Raw genomic sequence first — 26,672 nt, 5'->3', positions numbered from 1 at the left:
TAACGAACAAAAATGTGCGTACTTGAATCAAAGGAAACTTTTCTTTTAACATAGAGGTATCACATCACACATTCGGGCTGTTTGTTTTCTTATCATAACAATTTCTATATGGGAATGGAAAGAAATTGGATTGATGAAACACACCCTAATCGTTCACTAGAAAGGATGAATACCATGAGAGACAAAGAGCAATTAAAAAAAGAAATCATAGAGGCGTTTGAATTCCGTCATGCGACAAAAGAGTTTGATCCGGCGAAAAAGATTCCAGAAGATGATTTTTCGTTCATTTTAGAAACAGGAAGACTTTCCCCAAGCTCTGTCGGATTTGAGCCTTGGAAGTTCCTCGTCGTTCAAAATGAAGCATTTAGAGAGAAATTAAAAGAATATACATGGGGTGCGCAAAAGCAGCTTCCAACTGCCAGCCATTTTGTGATCATTTTGGCAAGAACAGACGCCCGGTATGATTCACCATATGCAGAATACATCAACAAGGAAATCAAGGGAATGACAGACGAAACGTTTGAGATGGTAAAAGAACGCTACAAACAATTCCAAGAGAATGATCTTCATTTGATGGAAACTGACCGTACGCTCTTCGATTGGGCTTCCAAACAAACGTATATTGCCCTTGGAAATATGATGACAGCCGCGGCACAAATCGGCATTGATTCATGCCCTGTTGAGGGATTCAGCTACGATGAAATTCATCGTATGCTTGAGGAAGAAGGATTACTTGAAGATGGTCAGTACGACATCTCTGTCATGGCTGCCTTTGGGTATCGAGTCATTGAGCCAAAGCGCGGCAAAACGCGTCGTCCAATGGATGAAGTAGCCGTTTGGATTCGTTAAAAGAAAATGTCTGAAAAAGGCTGTTGACAATTGCGTGGTTAGTCAGTATATTTAAAAAATAAAATCTTTTATAAATAGACAAATTGACTATAAAACGCTTTGACTTGAGAATAGTAAATGAATATCCGTTTTCTAAGAGAGCTGCGGGTTGGTGCAACGCAGTAAAACGGATCATTGAACTCGCTCAAGGAGCGGCAAGACTGAATGAATAGTAAGTCTTTACGTGTGACCTCCGTTATCGGGTTTCAAGTTGGATTCAGCTATGTCTGAGTCAATAAGAGTGGTAACGCGGTTGCAAGGTCAGTCGTCTCTTCAAGGAGATGACTGGCCTTTTTATATGCTTTTATCTTATATTTGTCTGAAGATTCAAATTTAAAGGAGCTATAGAAAATGGAAAAGGAACATGTGCAGTTAAAACGAACAATGACGTCAAGGCATATCATGATGCTCGCACTTGGCGGAGCCATCGGTGCTGGTCTGTTTAAAGGAAGCAGTTCTGCCATTGATATCGCGGGTCCTGCTGTCATTTTGGCATATATGATTGGTGGTCTTATTTTATTATTTATTATGCAAGGACTTGCCGAAATGACGGTTGCACGACCTGGCGCTAGAACATTCCGTGATTTAATTGAACCTGTGTTAGGCAAATACCCCGCCTATTTCTTAGATTGGATCTATTGGAAAATGTGGGTGTTGAACATTGCAGCAGAAGCGATCGTTTCTGCAATCTTTATTCAGTACTGGTTCCCGCAAGTACCGATTTGGACACTTGTGTTAATCATTTCACTTGTTGTGACATTGATCAATGTTTGTTCAGTCAAAATGTTTGCTGAGACAGAGTACTGGTTAGCTTCTATTAAAATTGCTGTCATTCTTTTATTTATTATCATTGGGTTAACGATGCTGTTTGTCTCATTCGGACAGCATGCAGCACCGGGATTATCCAACTTAACCGAACACGGAGGATTTTTCCCGAATGGAACAGGCGGCTTAATTGCGGCAATGCTGGTGGTCGTGTATTCATATGGCGGAACTGAAATGATTGGGGTTACATTAGCAGAAACGAAAAACCCTGAAAAAGTCATCCCAAAAGCCATTCAAAGTACATTTGTACGAATCATCGGTTTTTATGTACTTCCGTTCTTCATCATCGTCAGCTTAATTCCTTGGAATCAAGTAAACAATGAACAAGTGAGCCCATTTGTCACGGTGTTTGCAACGATTGGTGTGCCATATGCAAGTGATATCATGAACGGGATTATTTTATTAGCGATCTTGTCTTCTATGAACTCTGGTCTGTATGCTTCTTCAAGGGTACTATTTACACAGGCAATGGATGGTCGTATATGGAAGGGCTTTTCGAAGCTGTCGAAACAGCAGGTGCCAGTCAGAGCGATTCTAGTATGTACATCTACTTTGTATGCAGCCGTATTAATCTCTCTTTTTGTAGGAAGTCAAACCTTTAATTATTTAATGGGATCTTTAAGCTACACGGTCTTATTCATTTGGTTTATTATTGCTGTCGGGCATCTAAAGTCTCGAAGCGTAGCAGCACCAGGAGGATATCGCGTCAAGCTGTATCCTTTCACAACATGGTTTTCTGTCATTGCGATCATTGCCATTTTTATTGGCGTAGTATCAACAACTCCGATTGTCCAAACCTTGGTCACAATGGGTATCTATCTCATCATCACGCTTTCTTTCTTCATCAATAGAAAGCGGTTTGAAACAGCTGTTTAATTTAAAAGCGTGCAGGACTTTTGAAGAAGGTCTCGCACGCTTTTTTTAATGCAGTTTTATTGTTTGAACGAAAGCAATCGACTATCCTTTTGAAAGGAATTGATGCATAAAAGTAGATGATCAAAAAGGGGCTGAAAATAGCTGTTCAAATTTAGGCGACTGATGCGTATATTTGGATGAAACGAATGACCTTACCTACAAAATCTAATTGGTTATATCGTATGCAGGTCTTCATCGATTGGAGTATTTGGCAGCTGGATGATGGCTGTCGTACCGTATCCTGGCTCAGATTGAATAACGAACGTGCCATGATGTTTTTTCATGATTTGATAGACAATAGCTAGTCCAAGGCCTGAGCCGCCATCTTTTCTCGTACGTGCCTTATTTACTCGGTAAAATCGCTCAGAAACATGTGGAAGGTCTTCTTTTGGAATGCCGTTGCCCTCATCTGTCACTCTCAATTCAGCTTTATGTTGGTGAACTAGTAATTCAATCGAGACCGATTTTCCAGAGGGAGTGTAATGAATGGCATTGTCCAGTAAATTACGAACCACTTGTTGCAGTCGATCGCTATCGCCATACACAATACAATCCTCATCAAGTGTCCGTTTCAGATAAATGCCCTTTTGATTAGCGATAAATGCCATTTGATCAAGAACGTCATGAATCAGCTGAGCAAAGACGATTGGCTCCATCGTTAGTGGATAAGAATCTCCTTCTAGCTGCGCAAGGTCTAAAAGATCGTGCACAAGCCGGCTTAAACGAGCGGCCTCATCCTGGATGATGTGCATTCCTTTTTTTTGATCAATAATCCCTTCTTCAATACCTTCAGCATATCCTTTCATATAACTTAGCGGAGTTCGAAGTTCGTGGGAGACATTCGCAAGAAATTTCCTGCGGTGCTGCTCAACTTTTTCAAGGGTAGAAGACAGTTTGTTAAAAGAGCGGCCCAGCTGGTTTAATTCATCTCCGTTTTTGGTCACAGCCATCCGTTTTGAAAAATCGCCAGATTCCATTTCCATTGCAATTTCTTTCATTTGATTAATTGTCCGAACGACTTTATTGGAGCTTTTATATCCGATAAAGAAAATCAGGAGCAGAATTAATAAAATGGATATGCCAAGTGTCAATCTGATTTGGACAAAGGGTTCATATACATCCGATAAGGGCATGGATAGAAAAATTGTCCCTGATAGCTCATCTTTGCTTGAGAAGACAGGGATGGCGATGCCAAGAATATCTTGATGAAACTGTGAGTGTTCTCTAATCAACACGACGGTTTCCCCTTGAAGGAGCTTTTGGCGTTCCTTGAACGTGATGAGGTTATCATTTGTGTTCGTATCAAAAGGAAGACCACTTGAAAGTTCCATTGGGTCATCTGTAAAAATAATGTTCGCCTGACTCGAGTCGTTAGCCCATTTTATTCTATCGGTAAAATACGTATCTTTCCCGTGTTGATGATAGATTTGTGCCAGCTTTTTACCTTGTAAACTTAAGGAATCAATCTGCTTATCAACATATAAGTGCTGGTATAAGTAATAGGTGAGGGCAAGAGCTGAGGCAGCAACGATTCCGGTCACTACAAGGATTAAGAAGAGCACTTTCTTTTTAATCGATAAAGGCTTCATTCTTCCTCCTCAAACTTATAGCCGACACCCCAAACGGTTTTTATATGCCGTTCCGCTCCCTTTAATTTCAGTCTCAGCGTTTTGATATGTGTATCGACTGTTCGTAAAGAGCCGCTAGTAGAATGTGATTCCCACAATTTTTGATAGAGCTGTTCTCGTGAAAACACTTGGCCTTGATTGAGTAAAAGAAACATGAGCAAATCGAATTCTCTTCTAGTTAAATTAATGGGCTCCTGATGGATATAGACTTGTCTACCATCCTGATCAATCTCCATGTCACCAAACTGTATGCGGCTGCGCTTTAGCGAAAGACCTCTAATTCGTCTCAAAGTTGTTTCAATTCTTGCTGCAAGCTCACGTAGACTGAAAGGCTTCATGATGTAGTCATCCGCACCAATTTCTAGGCCTCTAATTCGATCTTCCTCATAACTTCTAGCTGTTAAGAATAAGATGGGGATTTGAGAAGTTTGTCGAATACGCTGGCAGACTTCAAATCCATCCATATCAGGCATCATGATATCTAGTACTACAAGGTCAACAGGTTCTTTTTCAAGCTGACGTAAGGCATCCAATCCATTACTAGCTGTGAGGATGTGAAAGCCTTGTCTTTTTAAGAAGGACCCGATTAACTCAAGCATATCGAACTCATCGTCTACGATTAAAATATGCATTTGTTCTTTCATTTCTTTTCCTCCAACACGATAGCATAAGGTCCTGATGGGACATTCAGTCGATTTTTCATCATGAATGTATGTTTATCGATAATTGATACTGAATTGTCATCTAAGTTACTCACATATATTGATGTGGTATCAGCGGTGATATAATTCGGATTTTGACCAGTTTCAACAGAAGCAAGCTGCTTATTCGTCTCTGTATCTACTTTGTATAGCGTATGATCTCCATGACAAAGTACATATAAAGTAGAAGAATTTTTCTCTGAAAAGAATGCAACAGGCATAACGCCTAGTTTTATTTCTCGCTGTTTTTTACCTGTTTGAGGGTCGTAAGCAAAAATGCTCTTATTTAAGGTGCCTGGTTTACCGTGACCACCGATCCAAATGGATTGTCCATCAAAATGAATACCAGAAGGTCGTTCAAGTACAGAGAACGTACGTATATGTTTTTCCTTCTCAATATCTATGACAGAGACAGTATGACTTTCTGCATTTAAAACAAATAAAGTACCTGACGGAGAAAGTGTCATAGAAGAAGGTAACTTTCCGGTCTTCACAGTTGCTTTTATTTTTTTACGCTGCGTATCAATAAAATAAACGACATTTTTCTGTGAATCCGCTGCAATTAAGGTGTGAGAAGCTGCATCATATGTAAGGGAAGTCAGCCCTTTATTCACATCCATATAATCTGTTGCTGTACCTTTTTTTAAATTAATTTCGATAAGCGATTCTCCTTCTTTACTAGTTGCGATGATGACGTCTTTGTTGATTTGGATAAGATCAGTGAGCGGATGTTTTAAATCAACGGAAGAGATCATTTTATTCTTTTGTAAATCAACTATTGAAAAGGAGGCTTTTTTTAATTGAGAGATGACCGCGATCAATTGAGAGCTGCCAGGTGGAGTAAACTGCTGGTCTTTTCCACAGCCTGACAGGAATAACAATAGAGCTGATAAATAGATCAAAACATATTTTACACGTTCCATTCTTCCGCTCCTTTGCGTCCTCTATTTTCAAAAAGCATACCACAAAAATTGTGAAAAAAAATCGAAGTTATCAATGCTGAAAGAGTTGAAAAACAGATCTTAGGTGGATGAATGAGGACAATTCGATTTAAAGTTCCTTTTTTGTCTAGTCATATGGCTTTTTTTCCTCTTTAAAAAAGGATTTTCAATATTTGATTCCTGTGCCAGCTATAGCTTACAGTGATAAAAATAATGAAAACTCCCCCGCTCTAAATCGACATAGAGCGCAGGGAGTCATTAGGCAGAATGCCCAGATGATGGAGAGGTAGATTTCGTTTTGACGCGTTGGGATAAAAGGAAGCCGAGGATTCCTGCGCCCATTAATACAATAAATAAAGGTTGGAAACCACTCATGATACCAATCAAAGTCGACGAAATGATACTGCCAAAATATCGAAAGGTTGAGAAAATACCAGAGGCCGAACCAGATAAACTTTGATCAACAGCTGTTAAAGAAGCCATCTGCATACTGGTCATACCAATCCCTGATGAAATTCCACCTGCGACTAGTGTCACGATCAGCAGTGGTAAGGTTGGGTACTGACTCAGTGTAATTAACATGATGCCTGTTAAAGTAAGGCAGAGAAATGAAAAGCGAATCATTTTTTTCGCGCCTTTTTTTGGATGGAGTCTTGCGCCTAATAAACCGCTAAGAGACATACAAAGAGAAAATACCGATAGAATCATACCGCTTTGTGTATGAGAAAGGGCAAGTTGCTGTTCCATAAACAGCGGCATAATGAGAAGGATGGCATACATCACAAAATTACTTAGCATGATCGACAGATTCGCATTTGTAAATGAACTGTTTTTAAATAGGGATAAATCGATAATTGGATTCTTTACTTTCCGTACATGTTTAAAGAATAAAGGAATGACAATCAATGCTAGAATGCCATAAATTAAATATTCATTTAGTAGCTGGCTTTTTGTGCATAGAATGACTGTGGCAATTCCGATGGTTAAATACAATGAACCGATCATATCTACCCTTGCGTGTATGCGTGTATGCTTTATGTTTGGAATGAGTAAAACGCCGGTGACTAGTGTAAGAAATAGGAATGGGATATTCACTAAGAATATGGAATGCCAATCAAAACTCTGAATGAGAATCGATCCAAGAAAAGGCCCAAGTGCGGCACCAATACCAGCACCAAATCCAAAGTAACCCATTGTTTTAGACAGTTTTTCGGGTGAGACTGTTCCACGAATCAAAGCAATGCTATTCGGTGTTAAAATAGCCCCGCCAGCTGCTTGAATGGAGCGAAAAATGATGAGAAATGCTAGATTAGGTGCTAAAGCACAGCCAATCGAGCCGATTAAAAAGAGTGTCACTCCGGTTAAATACATGCGGCGGTGTCCGTATATATCTCCTAACTTACCAGCGATAGGCTGGGTGACCGCCATGACAATAAGATAAATCGTGACAACCCAAGTAATGTTTGAAATGGATTGATCATAATAAGTTGATATGGATGATAAAGCGACTGCGATCATCGTTGAGTTGACCGGAACTAGTATAGCTCCAAGTAACAAAGAATAGATGATCAAACTCTCTTTTTGCAATTTCAATGTGTGTATACCACCTTTTGGAAAAAAGAAGAATTCCACCCTTTAAGCGGGAGAAATTCCTCTCATGAAAATGTGTGTGTATGTCTCAATAAAATCATCTTTTTGTGTTAATACGAGCTGGAAGTCTTGCTCAAGCTGCTGAATAAAAAAACCGAAATACGTACTAATGAAAATGTCTGCATAAATGTCTTCTTTTCCATTTAAGAGATGATGCTGAGCACTCATCTTTTTGAAATATTGCATCAGCATTTCCCTTAGTTCTTGAGGATAAATTTTTTCATGACTAGTCAAATCTTTAAACATAGCCGGTTCTCGCATGCTGATATAAATAAATTCTTTTTTTGAAGTTAAATCTTCAAGGAAATATGAACCGAGAAACTTTAAATCGGTGTGTAAATCGCCTTTAAATTCTGCTTCTAAGGTTTTTGTCGGTGTTGATTTCATTTTCATAATGGCAGCAATGACGCCGCGTTTGTTTTTAAAGTTGCGGAAAATAGTCGCTTCACTGACATTCGCTTTTGTGGCTATTTCTTTGGTTGTGGTTTTTTGATAGCCCTTTTCAGTTAATAAATCCATTGTTGCGCGAATGATTCGTTGATTTGTAGATTTTAACAAGCATACTCACCTCAGGTCATGAATGTGTTTGCAACAAAGTAAGTATACCGATAAAACCTATGACCGCCAATATGATCCAAAATGATAAAGTTAGGCACGTGCATGCTGTTTTAATATCTGAATGCGTCCATTGCTTCCATCTACTGTCACAAGGTCACCGGATTGAAGTGTTTCAGTCGCTATTCGTGTACCTAGGACAGCTGGCATCATATACTCTCTAGCAATAATAGCTGAATGAGACAAAATGCCTCCAGCATCGGTTATGACTGCTTTTGCATCTCTAAATAAGCTCGTCCATAAAGGTGTGGTTGTTTTGCAAACTAAAATATCATCCTTTTGAAATTGTGAGAATTTCTCAGCACATGTAATGACTTTTACTCTTCCAGAAACAATACCGCTAGATGCGCCAATTCCATAGATCATATCGCTTGTGTTGTTTTCATTTTCTCTTAATGAACCGAGCATTCTTTCTACTTGCTGCAATTCAGATTCAGTTGGGGTGCCCATGTAAGCTGGTGGCTGAATATCTTCATTTTCTTTCGTGTCAATTTTTCTTTGTGCGATGACCGTATCAAATGTTGTAGACGTTGTGAGCGCTGTGTGTACCTCCTCATCGTAGAGATACCATAGATCTTCTTGATGAGGAATCGCTCCTTTTTGTACAAGAAGTTCACCAATTTTTAATAGATATACCCTGGCTTTAGCATCTAACATGGCATCAATGTAGAAGTGGTGATCGTCACGGATATTAGCGGCCTGTAGAGCAAATTGATAAAGTGTCTCAAATTTCGTTTTAAACGCTTCATCCATCACTTGGCTCATAAAATGTTCATATGTCTCTTGTCTTTTGATGACGGCTTGTGCAAATTCTTCATCAAAATCACATTGGTGTTGAATGTTGTTTCTGATGATATCTAGTATAAACTCAGGGTTTTCCGCCCATGTCTCCTCCGTAAGATCATGACTTTTAACAGATCGCCAGCCATAGACTTGAAGAAATTCCTCTAATTCCGAAATGAAGTGTCTGCCTTTTTCCGATTGAGTGAGTGCATCAAGCAGCTCTGGGTTCTTTTCATGCTTCATAAACGCTTGATGAAGTTCAGTATCTTGAAGGACACTCTTTGCAAAATCAGATAGCTTCTTGTCTGTTTCAAGAGATTTGTTCATCACGCCTATCATCATCTCATGCAGCAGGATCACTTGTGATTGATCACCAGTATACGTCACAAGCATGTCTTCAATCATAGTCGATAAAATGACTTGAGGTATGACAATATCAAAATGATCATCGTATGCTTGTATATAAAAAGTCTTTAATTTTTCGAAGCCGACGATGGCGTCTTCAATGGTCATCGGTTCCTTCATTTGGCGATCGAGTTTTTCATAAAAGGGAAAGAAATTTTTCTCTAAAATCTCATACATACGTTCACTTAAATGTGGAAATAACTCAAATATGCTCTCATCAAAAACTGGTGCAGTTTCTGCACTCGCTTCAGGCAGGGACGGTGATGAATACAGGTGACCTCTATAAAGCTTGATATCTTTAATATTCAGATCAGGCACTTGATATTTTTCACCATTTTTCTTCATACCGCTTTTTAATGCTGGGATGATCAGACTTGAAAAGAGAGGACTCGTTGGGCCCGGCATATGATCGTCCATTGAGATCCAGAAATCCTGCAGCTCGTCTGGCTGCATTTGAAAAGAAGCGCCCGCTGTCTCATCTGCTGCTTTTGAGAGGGCTGTAGTAATCGGCCTGGCTTGAAGTAAATAAAATGTGCCATTTGCTATTCCAAATTCGATATCGACGCTATGACCATAAAGTGCTTCTACTTGTTTGGTGATTTGCGTGATTTCTACTAATTGGTCATCATTCAGGCAAAACTGACCAGCCATTTCCTCAGTTACTGATTGTTCAATGACACCTTCTTGATAAGGTACAATTTGCAGTTCTTTCGTTCCAAGTGATTTTTCAATAGAAAGTGTCTCTTTGTCTACAATAAATGTGTCTGGTGTCACAATCCCGGAGACGATTGCTTCTCCTAGTCCGTAGCTTGCTGTGAGCATCATTTCATTTGTTTTTCCTGTTACGGGATTTTCACTAAAGATGACACCGGAGACGTCAGAATGGATCAATCCTTGAACGACAACAGCCATGAGCGGCATCTCTTCCTCGTTTTCACCCATCTCTTCCTTATATTCTGTCACTCTCGCTTCAAAATAAGAAGACCAGCACTCTTTGACAGCCTGTAAGAATTCTTCATTTGTTTTGATATTTAAATAGGTCTCGTACTGTCCTGCAAATGAGGCGCCTTCGAGATCTTCAGCAACAGAAGAGGATCGAACTGCAACTGAGGGATAAGTCTTCCGCAATGATTGAAAGGACGAAAGGAGTTCTGCTTCCATTTGAGAAGGGAACGATGCTTTTTTGATTTTGTCAGCAAGGTTTTGTTCAGTTGGATGCAGGTTGTGATATGAAAGAAAGCTTGAAAAGCTGTTGGTTTTGATAATAAATCCATCTGGGACTGGCAGGCCGTGATTGTTTAATTTGATTAAATTCAGGCCTTTTGCCCCTGCGAGTGCTGCGGATTCTTCAGCCGCATGAAATAAAACTGAATACATGGGAATGCCCCCTTATCCAAATAGCCAATGGTTTGTCTATCTCTCTATTGTTTTTAAAATGATAGTGCGCACTATCATTTTAATCATAGGATTTATTGGATGTTACTGTCAAAGACGGAAAGACCTATCTTTACAAAGGGGACATTCTCACTAATTTCCTTCTATATCTATAACAAAAGTCTCCGAACAGAAAGAAAAATAGGTGAAATTGAAAACTGTGAATTGTTCAATATGCCAATCTTTACTATAATCAAGGGAGTAGACCAAGAAGAGGGAGGGTTTATGTGATTACAAAAGCCATATTTGCACTTGTTTTTCCTTTCCTGCTCGTTATTTTATTTTCAAAGGTTACTTATAATCATTATGTGGGCATTGCATTAACAGCAGCGCTTTTATTTGCCTCGTACATGAAGGGCTATACAGAAACCTACTTTATTGTGGGATTAGATATCATTTCTTTAGTAGCTGGGGCATTATATATGGCTAAAAAAGAAATTGAAAAGAGAGAAAAGGCTGAAAAAAATCATTGATATCATCATCAAGAGCGTGTTAGGCAGAAAGATGACGTTTTATAAGCTGTGCTTACGAATTATAGTGAGTGCAGCTTTCTTTTTGTGCTCTTTTTCTGCTCATCGAATATCTCTCACCGAAATGTTCCATACTGAAAGGAAGGTTTTCGCAAGAGGGTTATTTGGTATTGAAGAGAGGGTATGACTGTATTGGAAATAAAAATCAAGCAAGAGCCGAACTTTAGTTCGTATTTTTGTGTTCTTTTATGATAATATATTCATTAGATAGATTTCGTAACGAAACGGAGGCTTTGATGTGAGTGACCGCTTTGAATTAGTTTCTAACTATCAGCCCCAAGGAGACCAGCCGAAGGCGATTGAAAAGCTTGTTGAGGGGATCCATCAGGGAAAACAGCATCAAACGCTGTTAGGTGCTACAGGTACGGGAAAGACCTTTACTGTATCCAACCTGATCAAAGAAGTGAACAAACCGACACTTGTCATTGCGCATAACAAGACACTTGCCGGTCAGCTATACAGCGAGTTCAAGGAATTCTTTCCGAATAATGCTGTCGAATATTTTGTGAGTTACTATGATTATTACCAACCAGAGGCGTATGTGCCTCAGACTGATACATTTATTGAAAAGGATGCCAGCATCAATGATGAGATTGATAAGCTGAGACACTCTGCTACGTCCTCGTTATTTGAGCGGAGAGATGTCATTATCATTGCCAGTGTCTCCTGTATTTATGGCTTAGGTTCGCCAGAGGAATATCGAGAGCTTGTGCTGTCTTTACGTACTGAAATGGAGATTGAACGCAATCAGCTTCTTCGTAAGCTGGTGGACATTCAGTATTCTCGTAATGATATAGATTTTCAGCGCGGAACCTTCCGAGTACGAGGAGACGTCGTTGAAATTTTCCCTGCTTCACGTGATGAGCATTGTATCAGAGTGGAGTTTTTCGGTGATGAAATTGAACGTATTCGTGAAGTGGATGCACTGACTGGAGAAATACTCGGTGATCGTGAGCATGTGGCTATTTTCCCAGCATCTCACTTCGTCACAAGAGAAGAAAAAATGGAAAAAGCGATTATTAATATTGAACAAGAGCTTGAAGAGCAGCTCGAAAAACTTCGAGATAATGAAAAATTGCTAGAAGCGCAGCGCCTTGAGCAGCGGACAAGATATGACCTTGAGATGATGAGAGAAATGGGCTTTTGTTCAGGAATCGAGAACTACTCAAGGCACCTGACCTTGCGTCCTCCTGGTTCAACACCCTACACATTGCTTGATTATTTCCCAGATGATTTTATGATTGTTGTCGATGAGTCACATGTGACAATACCGCAAATACGCGCGATGTACAACGGGGACCAAGCAAGAAAGCAAGTGTTGGTTGATCACGGATTCCGTCTGCCTTCAGCACTTGATAACAGACCGCTCACCTTTGATGAGTTTGAAAAGCATATTAATCATATTGTACATGTATCTGCCACTCCTGGTCCTTACGAGCTTGAGAAAACCCCAGAGGTTGTGGAACAAATTATTCGTCCAACAGGTTTACTTGATCCAATCATTGAAGTGCGTCCTATTGAAGGGCAAATTGATGACTTAATTGGAGAAATTCATGCGCGGGTTGAGAAAAATGAACGTGTGCTCGTGACGACGCTGACGAAGAAAATGTCTGAGGATCTTACAGATTACTTAAAAGAGATCGGAATCAAGGTCAATTATCTGCATTCAGAAATTAAGACCCTTGAGCGGATTGAGATTATTCGCGATTTACGTCTCGGAAAATATGATGTGCTTGTGGGAATCAACCTTCTTCGTGAAGGACTGGATATTCCAGAGGTCTCGCTCGTGACGATTTTAGATGCAGATAAAGAAGGCTTCTTACGCTCTGAAAGATCCCTCATCCAGACGATAGGCCGTGCAGCGAGAAATTCGGAAGGCCGGGTCATTATGTATGCAGATAAAATGACCAAATCAATGGATATTGCGATTCAAGAAACGAAGCGAAGACGAGAGCAGCAAGAGGCGTATAATGAGAAATATGGAATTACTCCGCAAACCATCCATAAGAAAATCAGAGATGCCATTAAAGCAACAAAGATACATGAAGAATCGGAAGAATATGAAACAAATGCAGCACCAAAGCTGTCAAAAATGAGCAAAAAAGAACGAGAAAAAGTGATCGAAAAGGTCGAGATGGAAATGAAAGATGCAGCAAAAGCGCTTGATTTTGAAAAAGCAGCAGAATTAAGAGATCTATTGCTAGAGCTAAAAGCGGAAGGATGATTGCCTGATGGCTATGGAACGAATAGAGGTGAAAGGTGCTAGAGCCCACAACCTTAAAAATATTGATGTGAATATCCCGCGTGACCAGCTAGTGGTCATCACGGGTTTATCTGGTTCAGGAAAATCGTCTCTTGCCTTTGATACCATTTATGCAGAGGGTCAGCGCAGGTACGTTGAATCTCTTTCAGCGTATGCGCGCCAATTTCTCGGTCAAATGGATAAACCGGATGTAGATGCCATTGAAGGTCTTTCTCCGGCGATTAGTATTGATCAGAAGACGACGAGCCGGAACCCTAGATCAACAGTTGGAACCGTTACTGAAATCTATGATTATTTACGACTCTTGTATGCTCGAGTTGGGAAACCTATTTGTCCGATACATGGGATTGAAATTACGTCCCAAACGATTGAGCAGATGACAGATCGTATTTTAGAATATCCAGAAAGAACGAAATTGCAAGTGCTAGCGCCGGTCGTATCTGGCCGCAAAGGAACACATGTTAAAGTACTTGATCAAATTCGAAAGCAGGGCTATGTTCGAGTAAGAGTCGATGGAGAGATGGAAGATCTGTCAGAAGAGATCGAGCTTGAAAAGAACAAGAAGCATTCCATTGAAGTCGTGATTGATCGAATCGTGGTGAAGGAAGGCGTTGCGGCTCGGCTGTCTGACTCCCTTGAAACGGCGCTGCGACTAGGTGAAGGCCGTGTGATGATTGACGTGATTGGACAAGAAGAGCTGTTATTCAGTGAACATCATGCCTGTCCGCACTGCGGATTTTCTATTGGTGAGCTTGAGCCAAGAATGTTTTCATTCAATAGTCCTTTTGGTGCCTGTCCGAGCTGTGATGGGCTTGGCTCTAAACTAGAAGTTGACCCTGAGCTTGTCATTCCTAATAAGGATTTGACGTTACGACAGCATGCCATTGCCCCTTGGGAGCCGCAGAGCTCACAATACTATCCTCAGCTCCTTGAGGCAGTATGTACACATTACGGCATCGACATGGACATTCCAGTGAAAGATATACCGTCGCATTTATTCGATAAAATTTTATATGGCAGCGGCTCTGAACGGATTTATTTTAAATATGAAAATGATTTTGGTCAGGTACGTGAAAATGAAATTGAATTTGAAGGTGTTCTTCGTAACATTGAACGACGCTATAAGGAAACCAGCTCTGATTATATTCGTGAGCAAATGGAGAAGTATATGGCGAACCAGCCATGTCCGACATGTAAAGGATATCGTCTGAAAAAAGAGACGCTTGCGGTTCTGATCAATGGCAAACATATCGGAGAAATCACTGATTTGTCTGTCTCTGATGCCCTTGATTTATATGGTGAAATCGAGTTGTCTGAGAAAGATTTGCAGATTGCCCAGCTCATTTTACGGGAAATCAAAGAGCGCTTGTCCTTTTTAAATAATGTGGGATTAGATTACCTCACATTGAGCCGCTCGGCTGGTACACTATCCGGAGGAGAGGCGCAGCGGATTCGTCTGGCGACTCAAATTGGGTCAAGGCTGACGGGTGTTCTTTATATATTAGATGAACCATCCATTGGCCTGCATCAGCGTGATAATGACCGGTTGATCGGGACATTGAAAAACATGCGCGACATCGGGAATACCCTCATTGTCGTAGAGCATGATGAGGATACAATGCTAGCCGCTGATTATTTGATTGATATTGGACCTGGAGCAGGAGTTCATGGAGGAGAAGTGATTTCAGCTGGGACGCCGGAAGAAGTCATGAAGGACAAGAAATCTTTAACAGGACAATATTTATCTGGTGAGAAATTTATCCCGCTACCGATTGAAAGAAGAAAGTCTGACGGCCGCTACATTGAGATCAAAGGGGCAAAAGAAAACAACCTGAAAAACGTCAATGCGAAGTTCCCTCTAGGCATCTTTACAGCTGTGACCGGTGTGTCAGGTTCAGGGAAAAGTACGCTTGTGAATGAAATTCTATTAAAATCACTTGCGCAAAAACTGCACAGAGCGAAGACGAAGCCAGGACAGCACAAAGAAATCAAAGGAATGGATCACTTAGATAAGGTGATTGATATTGATCAATCTCCAATCGGTCGTACGCCGAGATCCAACCCTGCCACGTATACAGGCGTATTTGATGATGTGCGGGATGTGTTTGCACAAACCAATGAAGCAAAGGTACGAGGGTATAAAAAAGGTAGATTCAGCTTTAACGTCAAAGGTGGACGCTGTGAGGCATGTCGCGGAGATGGCATCATTAAAATCGAAATGCACTTTTTACCTGATGTGTATGTGCCTTGTGAGGTGTGCCACGGGAAACGGTATAACCGCGAGACACTTGAGGTCACATATAAAGGGAAGAACATTGCTGATGTGCTTGAAATGACCGTGGAGGACGCACTCCAATTTTTCGAGAACATCCCGAAAATTAAGCGGAAGCTTCAAACGATTTTTGATGTTGGACTAGGGTACATTACACTTGGACAGCCTGCGACGACATTGTCCGGGGGAGAGGCGCAGCGTGTGAAATTGGCATCTGAGCTTCACCGCCGTTCAAACGGAAGGTCTCTTTATATTTTAGACGAGCCGACAACAGGTCTGCATGTGGATGATATTGCCCGTTTATTAAAAGTGCTTCAGCGTTTGGTCGAAAACGGAGATACGGTGCTAGTGATTGAGCACAACCTTGATATTATTAAGGCTGCTGATTACCTCGTTGATCTCGGACCAGAGGGCGGTGCAGGCGGCGGAACGATCATTGCCTCAGGGACTCCTGAGCAAATTGCAAAAGAAAAAGCTTCTTACACTGGTCGATACTTAAAGCCTATTTTAGAGCGTGACCGTAAACGAATGAAACAGTTGGTCAAAGAAACGGAACGTGTGACATCGTCATAAGAAAAAACCCCTCTTTATCGAGGGGTTTTCCTTTTATTGCGCATCTTCCTTCGGCATTAAATGACTGAGTTGCGTTAAATCCTTTAAAATATGCGTGCTGCTGCTGTCGAGCAGTACTTTTAAATAACGGATATCACCATACTGTGGATGAGACGGATGAATGGTCTCGAGCTCCCTGATCATATCGCTGTTCATGCTTTTTTGTTTCTGTATAAGGTCTAAAAGCGCTTGAGCCGTGTGGTTAGTATTATGATGATCTGTCAAAATAATTACCCCCTATAATGATAATCACCATCTTTTCAACATATTTTAAAGGGTAATCCGTGAAGAATCTACACTTAGGTGCAAAAAGATGTAATTTGTGTCTAAGGTCATATGTAAATCGAATGATTTTGAAACTTTTGATACGCAATAAACGTATGAGTTAGAAAGGAATTTTCATCATGAAGGAGCGAATATATATGAATAGAGATCAGTCGATCATTGCATCAATTTGTTATTTTAGTGTATTTTTTATGCCGTTTATTGTACCGATCGTGGCATATTTTGTAGTCGACCAGAAGGAACCGAAACGGCACGCGATGCGGGCATTGTGGTCACATGTTTTGCCAGTCGCAGCGTGCGTGTTGCTGGTTTTTGGATCTATTCCATTTTTATTATCGACACAGGCAAGTGACTCACTCATGCCAGTGATCACGATGCTCATCCTGTCCTTTTTAGTCGCTATTGGCTTTTTGATCTCTGTCATTTGGAATATCATTCAAGGTATTAAAGTACTTCAATCCATCAAATCGTAGGAGGGCTTTGTATGAATGAAAAAGAACGCATTTTAAAATTAGTAGAAGACGGGACATTATCGGCAAAAGAAGCGATTACGCTGCTTGAAAAACTGGAGGAAAGTCCGTCTGTTTCATTAGAAAAATCAACGGCTGACCACACCTTTCATGAAGAAAAAGCTGGCACAGAGAGCAAAGGAACTGGTACCGAAAATCTTGGTGCAAAGCTGTTTGGCTGGTTAGATTCTGCGGTGAAAAAGGTGAAAGACGTAGATCTTGATTTGAACTTTGGACAGTCGGTCGACGTTGAGCACATTTTTCAGTTCAAAGACGCCTCACTCTCTCATTTAGATATTCAATTGGCGAACGGCAGTCTCAATGTGATGCCTTGGGACGATGGCGATATTCGAGCAGAATGCCATGCGAAAATCTACCGTGCAGAAGACGGAGAGCAGGCAAGACAGCAATTTCTCAATCAATTGGACTGCGGCCTCGAAGGGGATAAATTTTTTATCCGGACCGAAAAGAAGACAATGAAAGTCAATGTCACTTTATATGTACCGCGTATCCAATACGATAAAATCAAGGTTAAGCTGTTTAATGGTCCGATTCGTGGGGAAAAGCTAAAGACAAAAGAACTTGTTGCGAAAACCACCAATGGTGTTGTCTCTTTTGCCTCTCTACAGGCTGAAAAGGTTGGAATTGAAACAGCAAACGGACAAATTAAACTGGCGGATCACGAGTGTGGTATGATTGAAGTAGAAACCATCAATGGGCTCATTGACCTACGCGGGAAAAGTGAATCAATTGATGCCCAAAGCTTTAACGGAAACATAGCGGTTCAGCTGTCGGATGAAAAGTGCCGTTCCATTTATGCGAAAACGACAACAGGCAGCGTGGACGTCGAGATCCCGCGTGCGTGTGCAGTGACCGCTGAGCTGAAAAGCAATCTTGGGTCTATTTCTCACGATTTGCTTGATGCAGAGATGATTAAAGAGAAAAATGAGACATTACAAAAAGAGAAAATGATCAAAGCCAACCAACAGGCAGTGAACAGTATATCCATTTTTGCAGAAACAAAAACAGGTTCAATACAAGTAAAGCACCAATCAGACAAGGAGTGATTCTACATGAAGAAGCTTTATCGTTCAGCAACAGATAAAAAAATAGCGGGTGTTGTTGGTGGACTTGCCGAATACTTAAGTGTCGATGCATCTCTGCTTCGCATTTTAACGGTCATCATCGGATTTATGACAGCATTTATGCCAATTTTCTTGGTCTACTTCATCTGGTATTTTGTTGTTCCGGAAGAAGGCACTAACTAAATGCTTAGATGGATCGTCAGTATTTTAGTCAATGCATTACTTTTAATCGTCATTGCGGGATATTTTGATTCAGGCATTCTGCCAGGGCTTGGGAGCGTATATATTGAAGGGTTTGGCGCAGCCATTGTGGCAAGTATTATTTTATCCTTGCTCAATATTTTAGTGAAGCCGTTTTTGATCATTTTAACGCTTCCAGTAACCGTTCTTACACTAGGATTGTTCTTATTTGTGATTAATGCCATCACACTTATGATGACATCAAGTTTTATGGGCGATAGTTTTAATATTGATGGGTTTGGAACGGCCATTTGGATGGCTGTCATATTATCCATTTTCCACCTGTTGATACAAAAAGGAATTGTGGAGCCGTTAGCGAAAAAAAGCTAACGGTTTTTTTTGACCCATTTTGTATCGTTTCTCTGTTTCATCTGACATAAAAACTTCCTTCAGGAGACACAATATCCGAAGGGAGGCGGTGCACGATGGTGAACATGAGCAGACCAATCATGCTTTTATGTTTTTTTATCATTCTTTTTTGTTTCAATCAGCCTGCTTCAGCAGGGCCTTTTATTCAAACACAAGTCAATATACCGGACAAGCCTTTTTCTCCTATTATCTTTGATCCCTTTCATGTGGATGTCCGTCCAGTTCTAGGGGAAAAAAGCCGTGATCTCCAGTTTCGTGCGTCAATTACGGATCCGGAACAAATTTTGTCTGCGAACTTGTATTATAAACAAAGTGATGAGCTAGGGTACCGTTTGATCCCAATGGAACGGCTGCCAGGTATGAAGCCAGAATTTACAGCGAAAATTCCGCCAGATCAATTATGGAATTCAACCGTTCGTTACTATACAGAGTTTCTTACGCAAAAGTCCGTGATCAAAACGGCAGAACAATCTGTCCACTTAAATGGATTTGAAGAGGACCTTTCGCGCATTTCGGACTTAGTCATCACAGAAATTGTTGTCAATTCAAAAAATCGCAAAGGCAAAGATGCATTTGAATTTATTGAGGTATATAACACAACACATGAGCCTATCTCTCTTAAACATTATCAGCTTCGCTATCGCAATCCTGCACAAGGAACTGAAATGGATGATGTGTATTCCTTTCACACAAATCCAGTCACTCTTTCACCTGGAAAACCGTATGTTTTCTGGCTGAGGAAAAAAGGACAGGAGCATTTAACTGTAGCGGACTTCAATGCTATGTACAAAAGTCAATTAAAAGAGGGAGAGCATGTATCTGTCATCGAAAGCAAAGGGCTGTCCAACTCTAAATCTCGTCTTGTTTCCATCACAACAAATATAGGGGAGGAGATTTCATCAGCAGCATTTCGCTTAAAGCCTTCATGGTTTAGTGAGCATAAATCTTTGCTATTCAAATATCCAATGGACGGTACTTCGCAAATGAAGCTGATCTCCAAAATTGAAGAAGAGCCTACGCCTGGAAAAGTGCTAAAAGCACAAATTCCATCTGAGAAAAAAGAAATTTCTCAAGATATCCATAAACCTGTGATTGAAGATATGACAGTGAGAAAACCAGTGAAACCAACTGAAAGCATAGAGATTAAAGCAGATGTACAGGATGATCAGGTCGTCAAAACCGTCAAGCTTCGCTATCGAACAAATCGGAAAGATGATTTTAAGGAGATACTGCTTCAAAAAGATCATAACGACCGGTTATTTCATCATATTATTTACTCTCCTGTGTTGATTGGTAAAGAACAATTGGAATATCAGCTTGAAGCGTCAGACGGTGAAAATACAGCAATGACGATGAAAAAAATAATTGATGTGGAGCAAGTTAGCAAAGCTCATGGCCTTCGATTCAATGTAGAAGAAGGAGATACGGTTTCAGGATTATTTCCATTAAAAGCAACGTCTGATCAGAAAAAAAGCATTGAATTATTGATAGATGGAAAGCGGAATCAGCAAGTGTTTTCTGCCCTTGAAGCAGATCCATATATTGCATTTGATGTCAAAGGGACAAATTTATATTTTAAAAATGGTGTGTCCATAGGTAAGCACTTACTTTCTATTTTTGATGATTCGACAAAAGTGTATCGTACCTATACAATGCCAATACCAGAAGCAGAGATGAAAAAAGAAGGTCTCCAAACAATCTCCTTCCATGCTGGAACAAAATCTTCTCCAGTTGATCGGCTGCCTGGTGAGAATCACGATGATTTTGAATTAAAAAACGTCCGGATGATTTTGTCGAATGGAACTCAAATTCCTCCAATCAATGCAAAGCCGGAAAAAGAATGGAGAATGGGAGACAGTGGTAACGCCAAAAAGGTCAGAACATTTCAATTTGAAATACCAAAAGAAGCTTATGTTTCAACGTTTATGAAGTGGGATACAAGAAGGTTGAAAGAGGGGCCGCACCTGATTGAGGCCAAAACCTCAGACGAGCATGCATCTGTACATGTGATGGTCGATAATACAGGTCCAAAAATTAAGACCAATGTCCAAACAAAGGATCCATATAAAGGAGCCTTTACGTTAAAAGCAAAGGTAACGGATCGCTGGAGTGACATAGAGGAGATGAAGGCATATGTAGATGGCAAGCCAATTTCGTTGCCATACCAGACGTCCTCTAGCGAATTAAACCCGGGGGAACACACGTTGACAATTAAAGCAAAAGATGCAGCAGGGAACATGACGACGGTGAAAAAGAAATTCAAGACGGTGCATGAACACCCTGAGCCACCAGAACGTGTAGCAGATAAGACGAAAATGAAATCGTCAAAGCAAACTGTGCTCACCAAGGACCCAACGAATGATAAGCTGGATTATTCCTTTTACCGTGCCTATCAATATACATCGTTGCATCCATCAATGAACATTTTGAAATATGCAGCGGAGACAGAACCGCCAAAGAGCTTTAACGAAAAAGGAGAAATGATTTTTTCTCATCAAGAAAGGAATCGCATTGCATTTGCTGATGGTAAGTCAGTAGAAACGAAGGATTTACATCGTTTTCCCTATCATCGTTTTCAAATCAAGGTTCATCAAGATGTACGTGAAAAGGATGTCGTCGAGGCGATGTGGAAAGGGAGTTCATTGTCAGGGAGAAAGGTGACCATGTATGCCTGGAATCATCAGCAAGAAAAGTGGGATAAAATCACTCATCATTTTGCTAAGGATCAAAAGGAATTTTACCTGAAAGGACTGCTGTCAGTCAGACAGTACATGAAGAATCATACGTTTGATTTGCTTGTACAGGATGAAATCAGCAAAGCGCAAAAGCCATATAAGATGGTTTGGATGTCTGACACACAATATTATGCAAAGAGCTATCCTCATATCTTTAAACAAATGGTCGAGTGGATCAGAGACCAGAGAGAAAAGTTAAACATCCAATATGTGTTCCATACAGGTGACATTGTGGATGATTCAAAAGATAAACAATGGCATCGTGCTGATACGTTTATGCGTGTGTTAGATGAGCATCAAATTCCTTATGGAGTTTTAGCAGGAAATCATGATGTTCGACATAAGGACGGTTTTTATGCGGAATATGGAAAATATTTCGGGGAGAAACGCTTTGCAAATAAACCGTACTATGGTGAATCCTATAAAAACAATCGAGGTCATTATGATCTCATCTCTGCCGGTGGCAATGATTATATGATGGTATACATGGGCTGGGGGATTAAGCAAGATGAAATTGATTGGTTGAACCGTGTGATTTCTGAGCATCCAGACCGTATTGTCATTTTAAATTTCCATGAGTATTTGTTGGTCAGTGGCAACCGCAGTCCGATTGGCGACCTCATCTTCCATCAGGTAGTGAAGCGCCATCCCAATATTGTGGCAGTATTTAGCGGTCACTATCACGGAGCGAGCAGGAAAGTAGATGAGCTTGACGATGACAATGATGGTAAAGTAGACCGGAAAGTATATCAAATACTCGCTGATTATCAGTCAGGACCTGAAGGTGGACAAGGGTTTATGCGATTGATAACAGCCGATCAAGAAAAAAACCAGCTTCATTTTACGACATACTCACCTTACATGAATCAAGAGCATTTCTACGATCCTAAAACGTATGGAGATCAAGATGAATTTTCAATCGATGTGGATTTGACACCAAAAATGAAATCTGTCAAAACCAACTATTTTGAACTCAATGTGTACACAAATGTTTTGATAGGAGAGGCGCGCGGCGTAAAAAGCGGCAAAAAAGCAAGCTTTGAGTGGAAAGGCTTAAAGCCAAATGAAGACTATTATTGGTACACCGTAGCAAAAGATCGTTTTCAAGGAAAAGCGATTTCACCTATATGGAAAATTCATACAAAAGATGATCGTGAAGAAACATTTCTTAGGAAATAAAAACAGTGCTCCTTTGATAAGGGCACTGTTTATCTTTCCATTGTATGAATGAGCTTGTAACGATCTCCTCTATAAACGGAAAGAACATATTCAAACGGAATATCATTCTGAAAATAAGTCGTTCTTGCAATTGAGAGCACGGGATCGCCTGTTGAAATAGACAGCACGTGTGCTTCTTCATTTGAAGCAACATTCGCTTCAAGCTCTTGTTTTGCATGAGCAATTGTAAGGCCTGTTTGAGTCTCTATATATTCATATATAGAGCCAGTTAAATGTTCCCTTGTTAAATCTCCTGCAAATGCTTCAGGGATATAGCTCGTTTCAATCGCCATCGGTTCATCATTTGCGAGGCGTATCCGTTTGAGTTCATATATAGCATCGTCATTTGACAGTTGTAAGACAGGCAACAAGTGATCTGGGCAGACGGTTTTTGTGAAGTCAATCAGCTGGCTTGAAGCTTTAAGACCACGCTGACGCATATCCTCTGTAAAGCTTGTTAAACCTTGAAGCGGCTGTTCAAATTTTCTTCGGCTCACAAAGGTGCCTTTTCCTTTTTGTCGATACAAATATCCTTCGTTCACAAGATTCGATAAGGCTTGTCTGACAGTCATTCGACTTATACCAAAGCGTTCGGCATATTCTCTTTCAGAAGGAATGAGTGTATCAGGTGCTAATGTTCCATTCTCAATCTGTTTTTTCAAATTCTCCATAATCTGATGGTACATCGGAATAGGTGACTGCTTATCAATAAACATGTGAAAATCCTCTCGTGTTTAGCTTTAGCGTAGTGAACCAGCTTCTCGATCAATCAAAATCGTCACATCTTCATGAAGTTTCAGAGCAGATGCTGGGAAGTCTGGATGTATCTCAGTCTGTTCTAAATATTGTATCACTTCCGCTTTTGATTTTCCTGATGCAAGAAGGAGAATCTTTTTACTAGAAAGAATGCTCGCAATGCCCATGGTGATGGCATGTGTAGGCACTTCATCAATAGAAGAAAAGTATCTTGCATTGGCCTGCCGGGTATTTTCATCTAGTTGCACGACATGAGTCTTTGAGTTAAACGGAGTACCGGGCTCGTTAAAACCAATATGTCCATTTTGACCGATTCCAAGAAGTTGAAGGTCGATGCCGCCTATGTTTTGAATGAGCTGATCATATCTTAAGCATTCCTTTTCTAAATCAGGTGTAGCGCCATTTGGAAGGAAATACTGATCCTGTGGAAGATCAATGTGATCAAATAAATGACGTTTCATATAGGTCATATAACTATTTTCATGATCTGAATCAAGCCCTGCATATTCATCTAAATTGACTGTTTTTGTTTGTTTGAAAGACAATTGTTGTGATTGATGAAGGTGAATTAACTCTTGATACGTATCAAGAGGTGTACCGCCCGTTGCCAGGCCGAGTACGGCATCTGGTTTAGAAGCGATTGTGCGCGCGATCAGGGCTGCTGCTTCTTTTCCTAATTGTTCTTTATCTTCAAATTCAATGATGTTCATTAGTGGTTGGCCTCCTTTTTCTCAAAGACGATTTGTCCATGGCAGATCGTCATCATTAGTTCACCAGACTCATCCCAGATCACAAGGTCAGCTTGTTTTCCAACTTCAATCGAACCAAGCTGCTGATCAAGTCCTAGCTGAATGGCTGCATTAGTTGAGGTCATCTTTGCTATCTCTGTCCATTCACAATGTGTGATCTGTTTCATTCGTTTGACGCCATCTTTCATTCGCAGAATTGATCCTGCAAGTGTACCATCTTCCAGTAAAGCTTTTTCGCCGCTGACTGTGACTGTTTGGCCCCCAAACTCATACGTGCCATTTCCAAGTCCTTTTGCGCGCATCGAGTCTGTGATCATCATTAAACGATCACTTCCTTTTGCCAAATACGCCAGCTTGATGGAAAGTGGGTGGGAGTGTATCCCATCCGTAATCAGCTCAGTATGGAGATCCTTGTTTGTAAGAGCAGCTCCTACAGCGTTTGGTTCACGATGCTGAAACGAACTCAGTGCATTATAAAGATGTGTGACATGGCGTGCACCATGCTTTGCTGCTAATTCAATCATGTCATGATGGGCATTCGTATGTCCAATAGAAGGAATAATGTTTTTTTCTTGCAACAAGGAAAGAAAAGCAAAATCAGGGTCTTCCTCAGGTGCGAACGTGACGATTCGAATAAGCTGTTCAGAAGCATCCAGCCATTTTTCAAAAAGAGGGCGATCGGGCTGCTTTATCCATTGAACAGGCTGTGCCCCTGCTTTATCTTTAGAAATAAAAGGACCTTCAAGATGGATACCTAAACATTGTGCCTGAACGCCTGCTTGTTCTTCATTGTATTGTTTCCACTGGGCGACATTTTTAAGTGCTTGCTCTATCTCATGATGGTTTTGAGTGATGGTTGTGGCTAAAAAACTTGTCGTTCCTTCTGATGGTAAGTTGTCAGCGAGTGTATTCATGGCTTCTGATGTCGCATCCATCATATCTGCTCCATATCCGCCATGGATGTGAATATCAATCATTCCGGGAAGTAAATAAAAGTTTTCCCGGGAAATATATACTTTTTCATAATTTCCTGTCGGTGGTGTTGTTGAAATATAGTCAATCTTGCCGCCGCGTAAACCGACAAAACCGTTTGCAATCATTTCGGTCTTTGTCACAATATGAATATTGGAGAGCAATAAAGAGTTGCTCATGATTGTGCCCCCTTTAGTCATTGTCTTTGACTTAGTTTACCCTTTTTAAGTATAGTTGTCTATACCAGTAAATGAACGGAAACAGGATCAGGATAAAATACTGTTTTGGGATCATCATTGAAAGTGATAAAATAGAGCTGTATTTCTGAATCGCCTGTGATAAAAGGAGGAAGAAGCGTGCCGAAAGTTCGTACGAAGGACATAATGGAACAATTTCATCTTGAACTGGTAAGTGGGGAAGAAGGGATTAATCGTCCCATTACAATCAGTGATCTTTCCAGACCAGGTATTGAAATGGCTGGTTATTTTACATATTACCCAAAAGAAAGAGTTCAACTTTTAGGGAAAACAGAGCTTTCTTTTTTTGAACAGCTCCCAGAACGCGAACGAAAGCAGAGAATGATGTCTCTTTGTACTGATATTACCCCTGCAATTATTTTGTCACGAGATCGTGAAGTGCCGAAGGAATTAATTGAAGCTTCAAATGAAAATGGTGTACCTGTGTTACGTTCAAGCCTAAAAACGACAAGACTTTCGAGTCGTTTGACCAACTTTTTAGAAAGCAAGCTTGCACCTACGACCGCGATTCATGGCGTACTCGTTGATGTATATGGTGTAGGTGTATTGTTAATTGGAAAAAGCGGAGTAGGAAAAAGTGAAACAGCCTTAGAGTTAGTGAAGAGAGGACACAGGCTGGTCGCAGATGATTGCGTGGAAATCCGTCAAGAGGATCAGGATACGTTAGTCGGAAGCGCACCAGAGCTGATTGAACATCTTTTAGAAATCCGTGGATTAGGCATCATTAATGTGATGACCTTATTTGGAGCTGGGGCTGTCAGAAGCTATAAGAGAATTACGATTGTCATGAACCTTGAGCTTTGGGAACAAGGCAAACAGTACGATCGTTTAGGACTTGAAGAAGAGAAGATGCGAATCATCGATACAGATGTACCGAAGCTGACCATTCCTGTCCGCCCTGGTCGAAACTTAGCGGTTATCATTGAGGTGGCTGCGATGAACTTCAGGTTAAAACGCATGGGACATAATGCGGCGGAACAATTTACAAGTAAACTAGCCGATGTCATTGAAGACAATGGCCAAGATGAATAGGAG

The 26,672-nt window shown here is 40.6% G+C and carries 21 protein-coding genes and 1 other annotated feature; of the genes, 11 read left to right on the top strand and 10 right to left on the bottom strand.

Features of this window, described 5'->3' with window-relative positions; all coding sequences use genetic code 11:
• Positions 1 to 174: 174 nt before the first annotated feature.
• Both MKY83_RS16795 and MKY83_RS16790 read left to right on the top strand, forming a co-directional pair.
• Positions 175 to 849 (top strand): NAD(P)H-dependent oxidoreductase, encoded by a 675-nt coding sequence (locus tag MKY83_RS16795; protein ID WP_065097944.1) that lies wholly within the window; start codon positions 175 to 177, stop codon positions 847 to 849.
• Between the two features lie 90 nt (positions 850 to 939).
• Positions 940 to 1,164: a binding site (T-box leader), on the top strand.
• 75 nt (positions 1,165 to 1,239) lie between these two features.
• Positions 1,240 to 2,589 (top strand): amino acid permease, encoded by a 1,350-nt coding sequence (locus MKY83_RS16790; protein ID WP_003212968.1) that lies wholly within the window; start codon positions 1,240 to 1,242, stop codon positions 2,587 to 2,589.
• Positions 2,590 to 2,801: 212 nt separating this feature from the next.
• Here the strand turns inward: MKY83_RS16790 and MKY83_RS16785 are convergent, their stop codons facing one another.
• The 6 genes from MKY83_RS16785 to MKY83_RS16760 form a co-directional block, all read right to left on the bottom strand.
• Positions 2,802 to 4,217 (bottom strand): ATP-binding protein, encoded by a 1,416-nt coding sequence (locus tag MKY83_RS16785; RefSeq protein WP_185107797.1) that lies wholly within the window; start codon positions 4,215 to 4,217, stop codon positions 2,802 to 2,804.
• Positions 4,214 to 4,900: a response regulator transcription factor gene (locus MKY83_RS16780; RefSeq protein WP_185107799.1), complete on the bottom strand. Its 687-nt coding sequence runs from the start codon at positions 4,898 to 4,900 to the stop codon at positions 4,214 to 4,216. The genes MKY83_RS16785 and MKY83_RS16780 overlap by 4 nt, the downstream gene beginning before the upstream one ends.
• Positions 4,897 to 5,880, bottom strand: coding sequence for a hypothetical protein (locus MKY83_RS16775; RefSeq protein WP_065097947.1), 984 nt, complete (start codon positions 5,878 to 5,880; stop codon positions 4,897 to 4,899). The genes MKY83_RS16780 and MKY83_RS16775 overlap by 4 nt, the downstream gene beginning before the upstream one ends.
• A gap of 276 nt (positions 5,881 to 6,156) precedes the next feature.
• Positions 6,157 to 7,491 carry an MFS transporter gene (locus tag MKY83_RS16770; protein WP_065097948.1) on the bottom strand — a complete coding sequence of 445 codons (1,335 nt, stop codon included), beginning with the start codon at positions 7,489 to 7,491 and terminating at the stop codon, positions 6,157 to 6,159.
• Between the two features lie 42 nt (positions 7,492 to 7,533).
• Positions 7,534 to 8,106, bottom strand: a complete 573-nt coding sequence (locus MKY83_RS16765) for a TetR/AcrR family transcriptional regulator (RefSeq protein WP_065097949.1) — start codon at positions 8,104 to 8,106, stop codon at positions 7,534 to 7,536.
• Positions 8,107 to 8,196: 90 nt separating this feature from the next.
• The gene (locus tag MKY83_RS16760; protein WP_342487496.1) at positions 8,197 to 10,728 is read right to left on the bottom strand and encodes a PEP/pyruvate-binding domain-containing protein; all 2,532 of its coding nucleotides are present in this window, start codon (positions 10,726 to 10,728) and stop codon (positions 8,197 to 8,199) included.
• A 284-nt stretch (positions 10,729 to 11,012) separates the two neighbouring features.
• Here MKY83_RS16760 and MKY83_RS16755 point away from each other — a divergent pair, with 284 nt between their 5' ends.
• The 3 genes from MKY83_RS16755 (at position 11,013) to uvrA (ending at position 16,423) form a co-directional block, all read left to right on the top strand.
• Positions 11,013 to 11,258 (top strand): CsbA family protein, encoded by a 246-nt coding sequence (locus tag MKY83_RS16755; RefSeq protein ID WP_003212837.1) that lies wholly within the window; start codon positions 11,013 to 11,015, stop codon positions 11,256 to 11,258.
• Between the two features lie 295 nt (positions 11,259 to 11,553).
• A complete protein-coding gene (uvrB, locus tag MKY83_RS16750; RefSeq protein WP_044139364.1) occupies positions 11,554 to 13,539 on the top strand; it encodes an excinuclease ABC subunit UvrB in 1,986 nt (661 codons plus the stop codon).
• Positions 13,540 to 13,546: 7 nt separating this feature from the next.
• Complete coding sequence (uvrA, locus tag MKY83_RS16745) at positions 13,547 to 16,423, top strand: excinuclease ABC subunit UvrA (RefSeq protein WP_065097951.1); 2,877 nt, start codon at positions 13,547 to 13,549, stop codon at positions 16,421 to 16,423.
• Positions 16,424 to 16,456: 33 nt separating this feature from the next.
• On the opposite strand, the gene MKY83_RS16740 is transcribed toward uvrA, so the two are convergent.
• Complete coding sequence (locus MKY83_RS16740; RefSeq protein ID WP_065097952.1) at positions 16,457 to 16,687, bottom strand: hypothetical protein; 231 nt, start codon at positions 16,685 to 16,687, stop codon at positions 16,457 to 16,459.
• Between the two features lie 197 nt (positions 16,688 to 16,884).
• Between MKY83_RS16740 and MKY83_RS16735 the strand changes: the two genes are divergently transcribed.
• The 5 genes from MKY83_RS16735 (at position 16,885) to MKY83_RS16715 (ending at position 22,864) form a co-directional block, all read left to right on the top strand.
• Positions 16,885 to 17,220: a membrane protein gene (locus MKY83_RS16735; protein ID WP_044139366.1), complete on the top strand. Its 336-nt coding sequence runs from the start codon at positions 16,885 to 16,887 to the stop codon at positions 17,218 to 17,220.
• An 11-nt stretch (positions 17,221 to 17,231) separates the two neighbouring features.
• A complete protein-coding gene (locus MKY83_RS16730) occupies positions 17,232 to 18,323 on the top strand; it encodes a DUF4097 domain-containing protein (protein WP_106067326.1) in 1,092 nt (363 codons plus the stop codon).
• Between the two features lie 6 nt (positions 18,324 to 18,329).
• Complete coding sequence (locus tag MKY83_RS16725) at positions 18,330 to 18,524, top strand: PspC domain-containing protein (protein WP_044139369.1); 195 nt, start codon at positions 18,330 to 18,332, stop codon at positions 18,522 to 18,524.
• Complete coding sequence (locus tag MKY83_RS16720) at positions 18,525 to 18,911, top strand: phage holin family protein (RefSeq protein ID WP_003213568.1); 387 nt, start codon at positions 18,525 to 18,527, stop codon at positions 18,909 to 18,911.
• A gap of 95 nt (positions 18,912 to 19,006) precedes the next feature.
• Positions 19,007 to 22,864, top strand: a complete 3,858-nt coding sequence (locus tag MKY83_RS16715) for a metallophosphoesterase (protein WP_342487495.1) — start codon at positions 19,007 to 19,009, stop codon at positions 22,862 to 22,864.
• Positions 22,865 to 22,893: 29 nt separating this feature from the next.
• Here MKY83_RS16715 and MKY83_RS16710 read toward each other — a convergent pair whose 3' ends face one another.
• From MKY83_RS16710 to nagA, 3 genes are read right to left on the bottom strand one after another with little or no spacing between them, the layout of a single operon-like run.
• Positions 22,894 to 23,619 carry a GntR family transcriptional regulator gene (locus tag MKY83_RS16710; protein ID WP_106067324.1) on the bottom strand — a complete coding sequence of 242 codons (726 nt, stop codon included), beginning with the start codon at positions 23,617 to 23,619 and terminating at the stop codon, positions 22,894 to 22,896.
• Positions 23,620 to 23,643: 24 nt separating this feature from the next.
• Positions 23,644 to 24,369 (bottom strand): glucosamine-6-phosphate deaminase, encoded by a 726-nt coding sequence (nagB, locus tag MKY83_RS16705; protein ID WP_044139373.1) that lies wholly within the window; start codon positions 24,367 to 24,369, stop codon positions 23,644 to 23,646.
• Entirely contained in the window at positions 24,369 to 25,559 is a 1,191-nt protein-coding gene (gene nagA, locus MKY83_RS16700) for an N-acetylglucosamine-6-phosphate deacetylase (protein ID WP_106067322.1), read from the bottom strand. The genes nagB and nagA overlap by 1 nt, the downstream gene beginning before the upstream one ends.
• A gap of 177 nt (positions 25,560 to 25,736) precedes the next feature.
• Between nagA and hprK the strand changes: the two genes are divergently transcribed.
• Complete coding sequence (gene hprK, locus MKY83_RS16695; RefSeq protein ID WP_003212943.1) at positions 25,737 to 26,669, top strand: HPr(Ser) kinase/phosphatase; 933 nt, start codon at positions 25,737 to 25,739, stop codon at positions 26,667 to 26,669.
• The last annotated feature ends 3 nt before the right edge of the window (positions 26,670 to 26,672 follow it).

Origin of the sequence: Bacillus sp. FSL M8-0266 (assembly GCF_038613425.1) — a bacterium.
Taxonomy (GTDB): Bacteria; Bacillota; Bacilli; order Bacillales; family Bacillaceae; genus Bacillus; species Bacillus pumilus.
The sequence above is the reverse complement of the archived record's forward strand: the minus strand, read 5'-3'. Positions and strand labels throughout refer to the sequence as shown.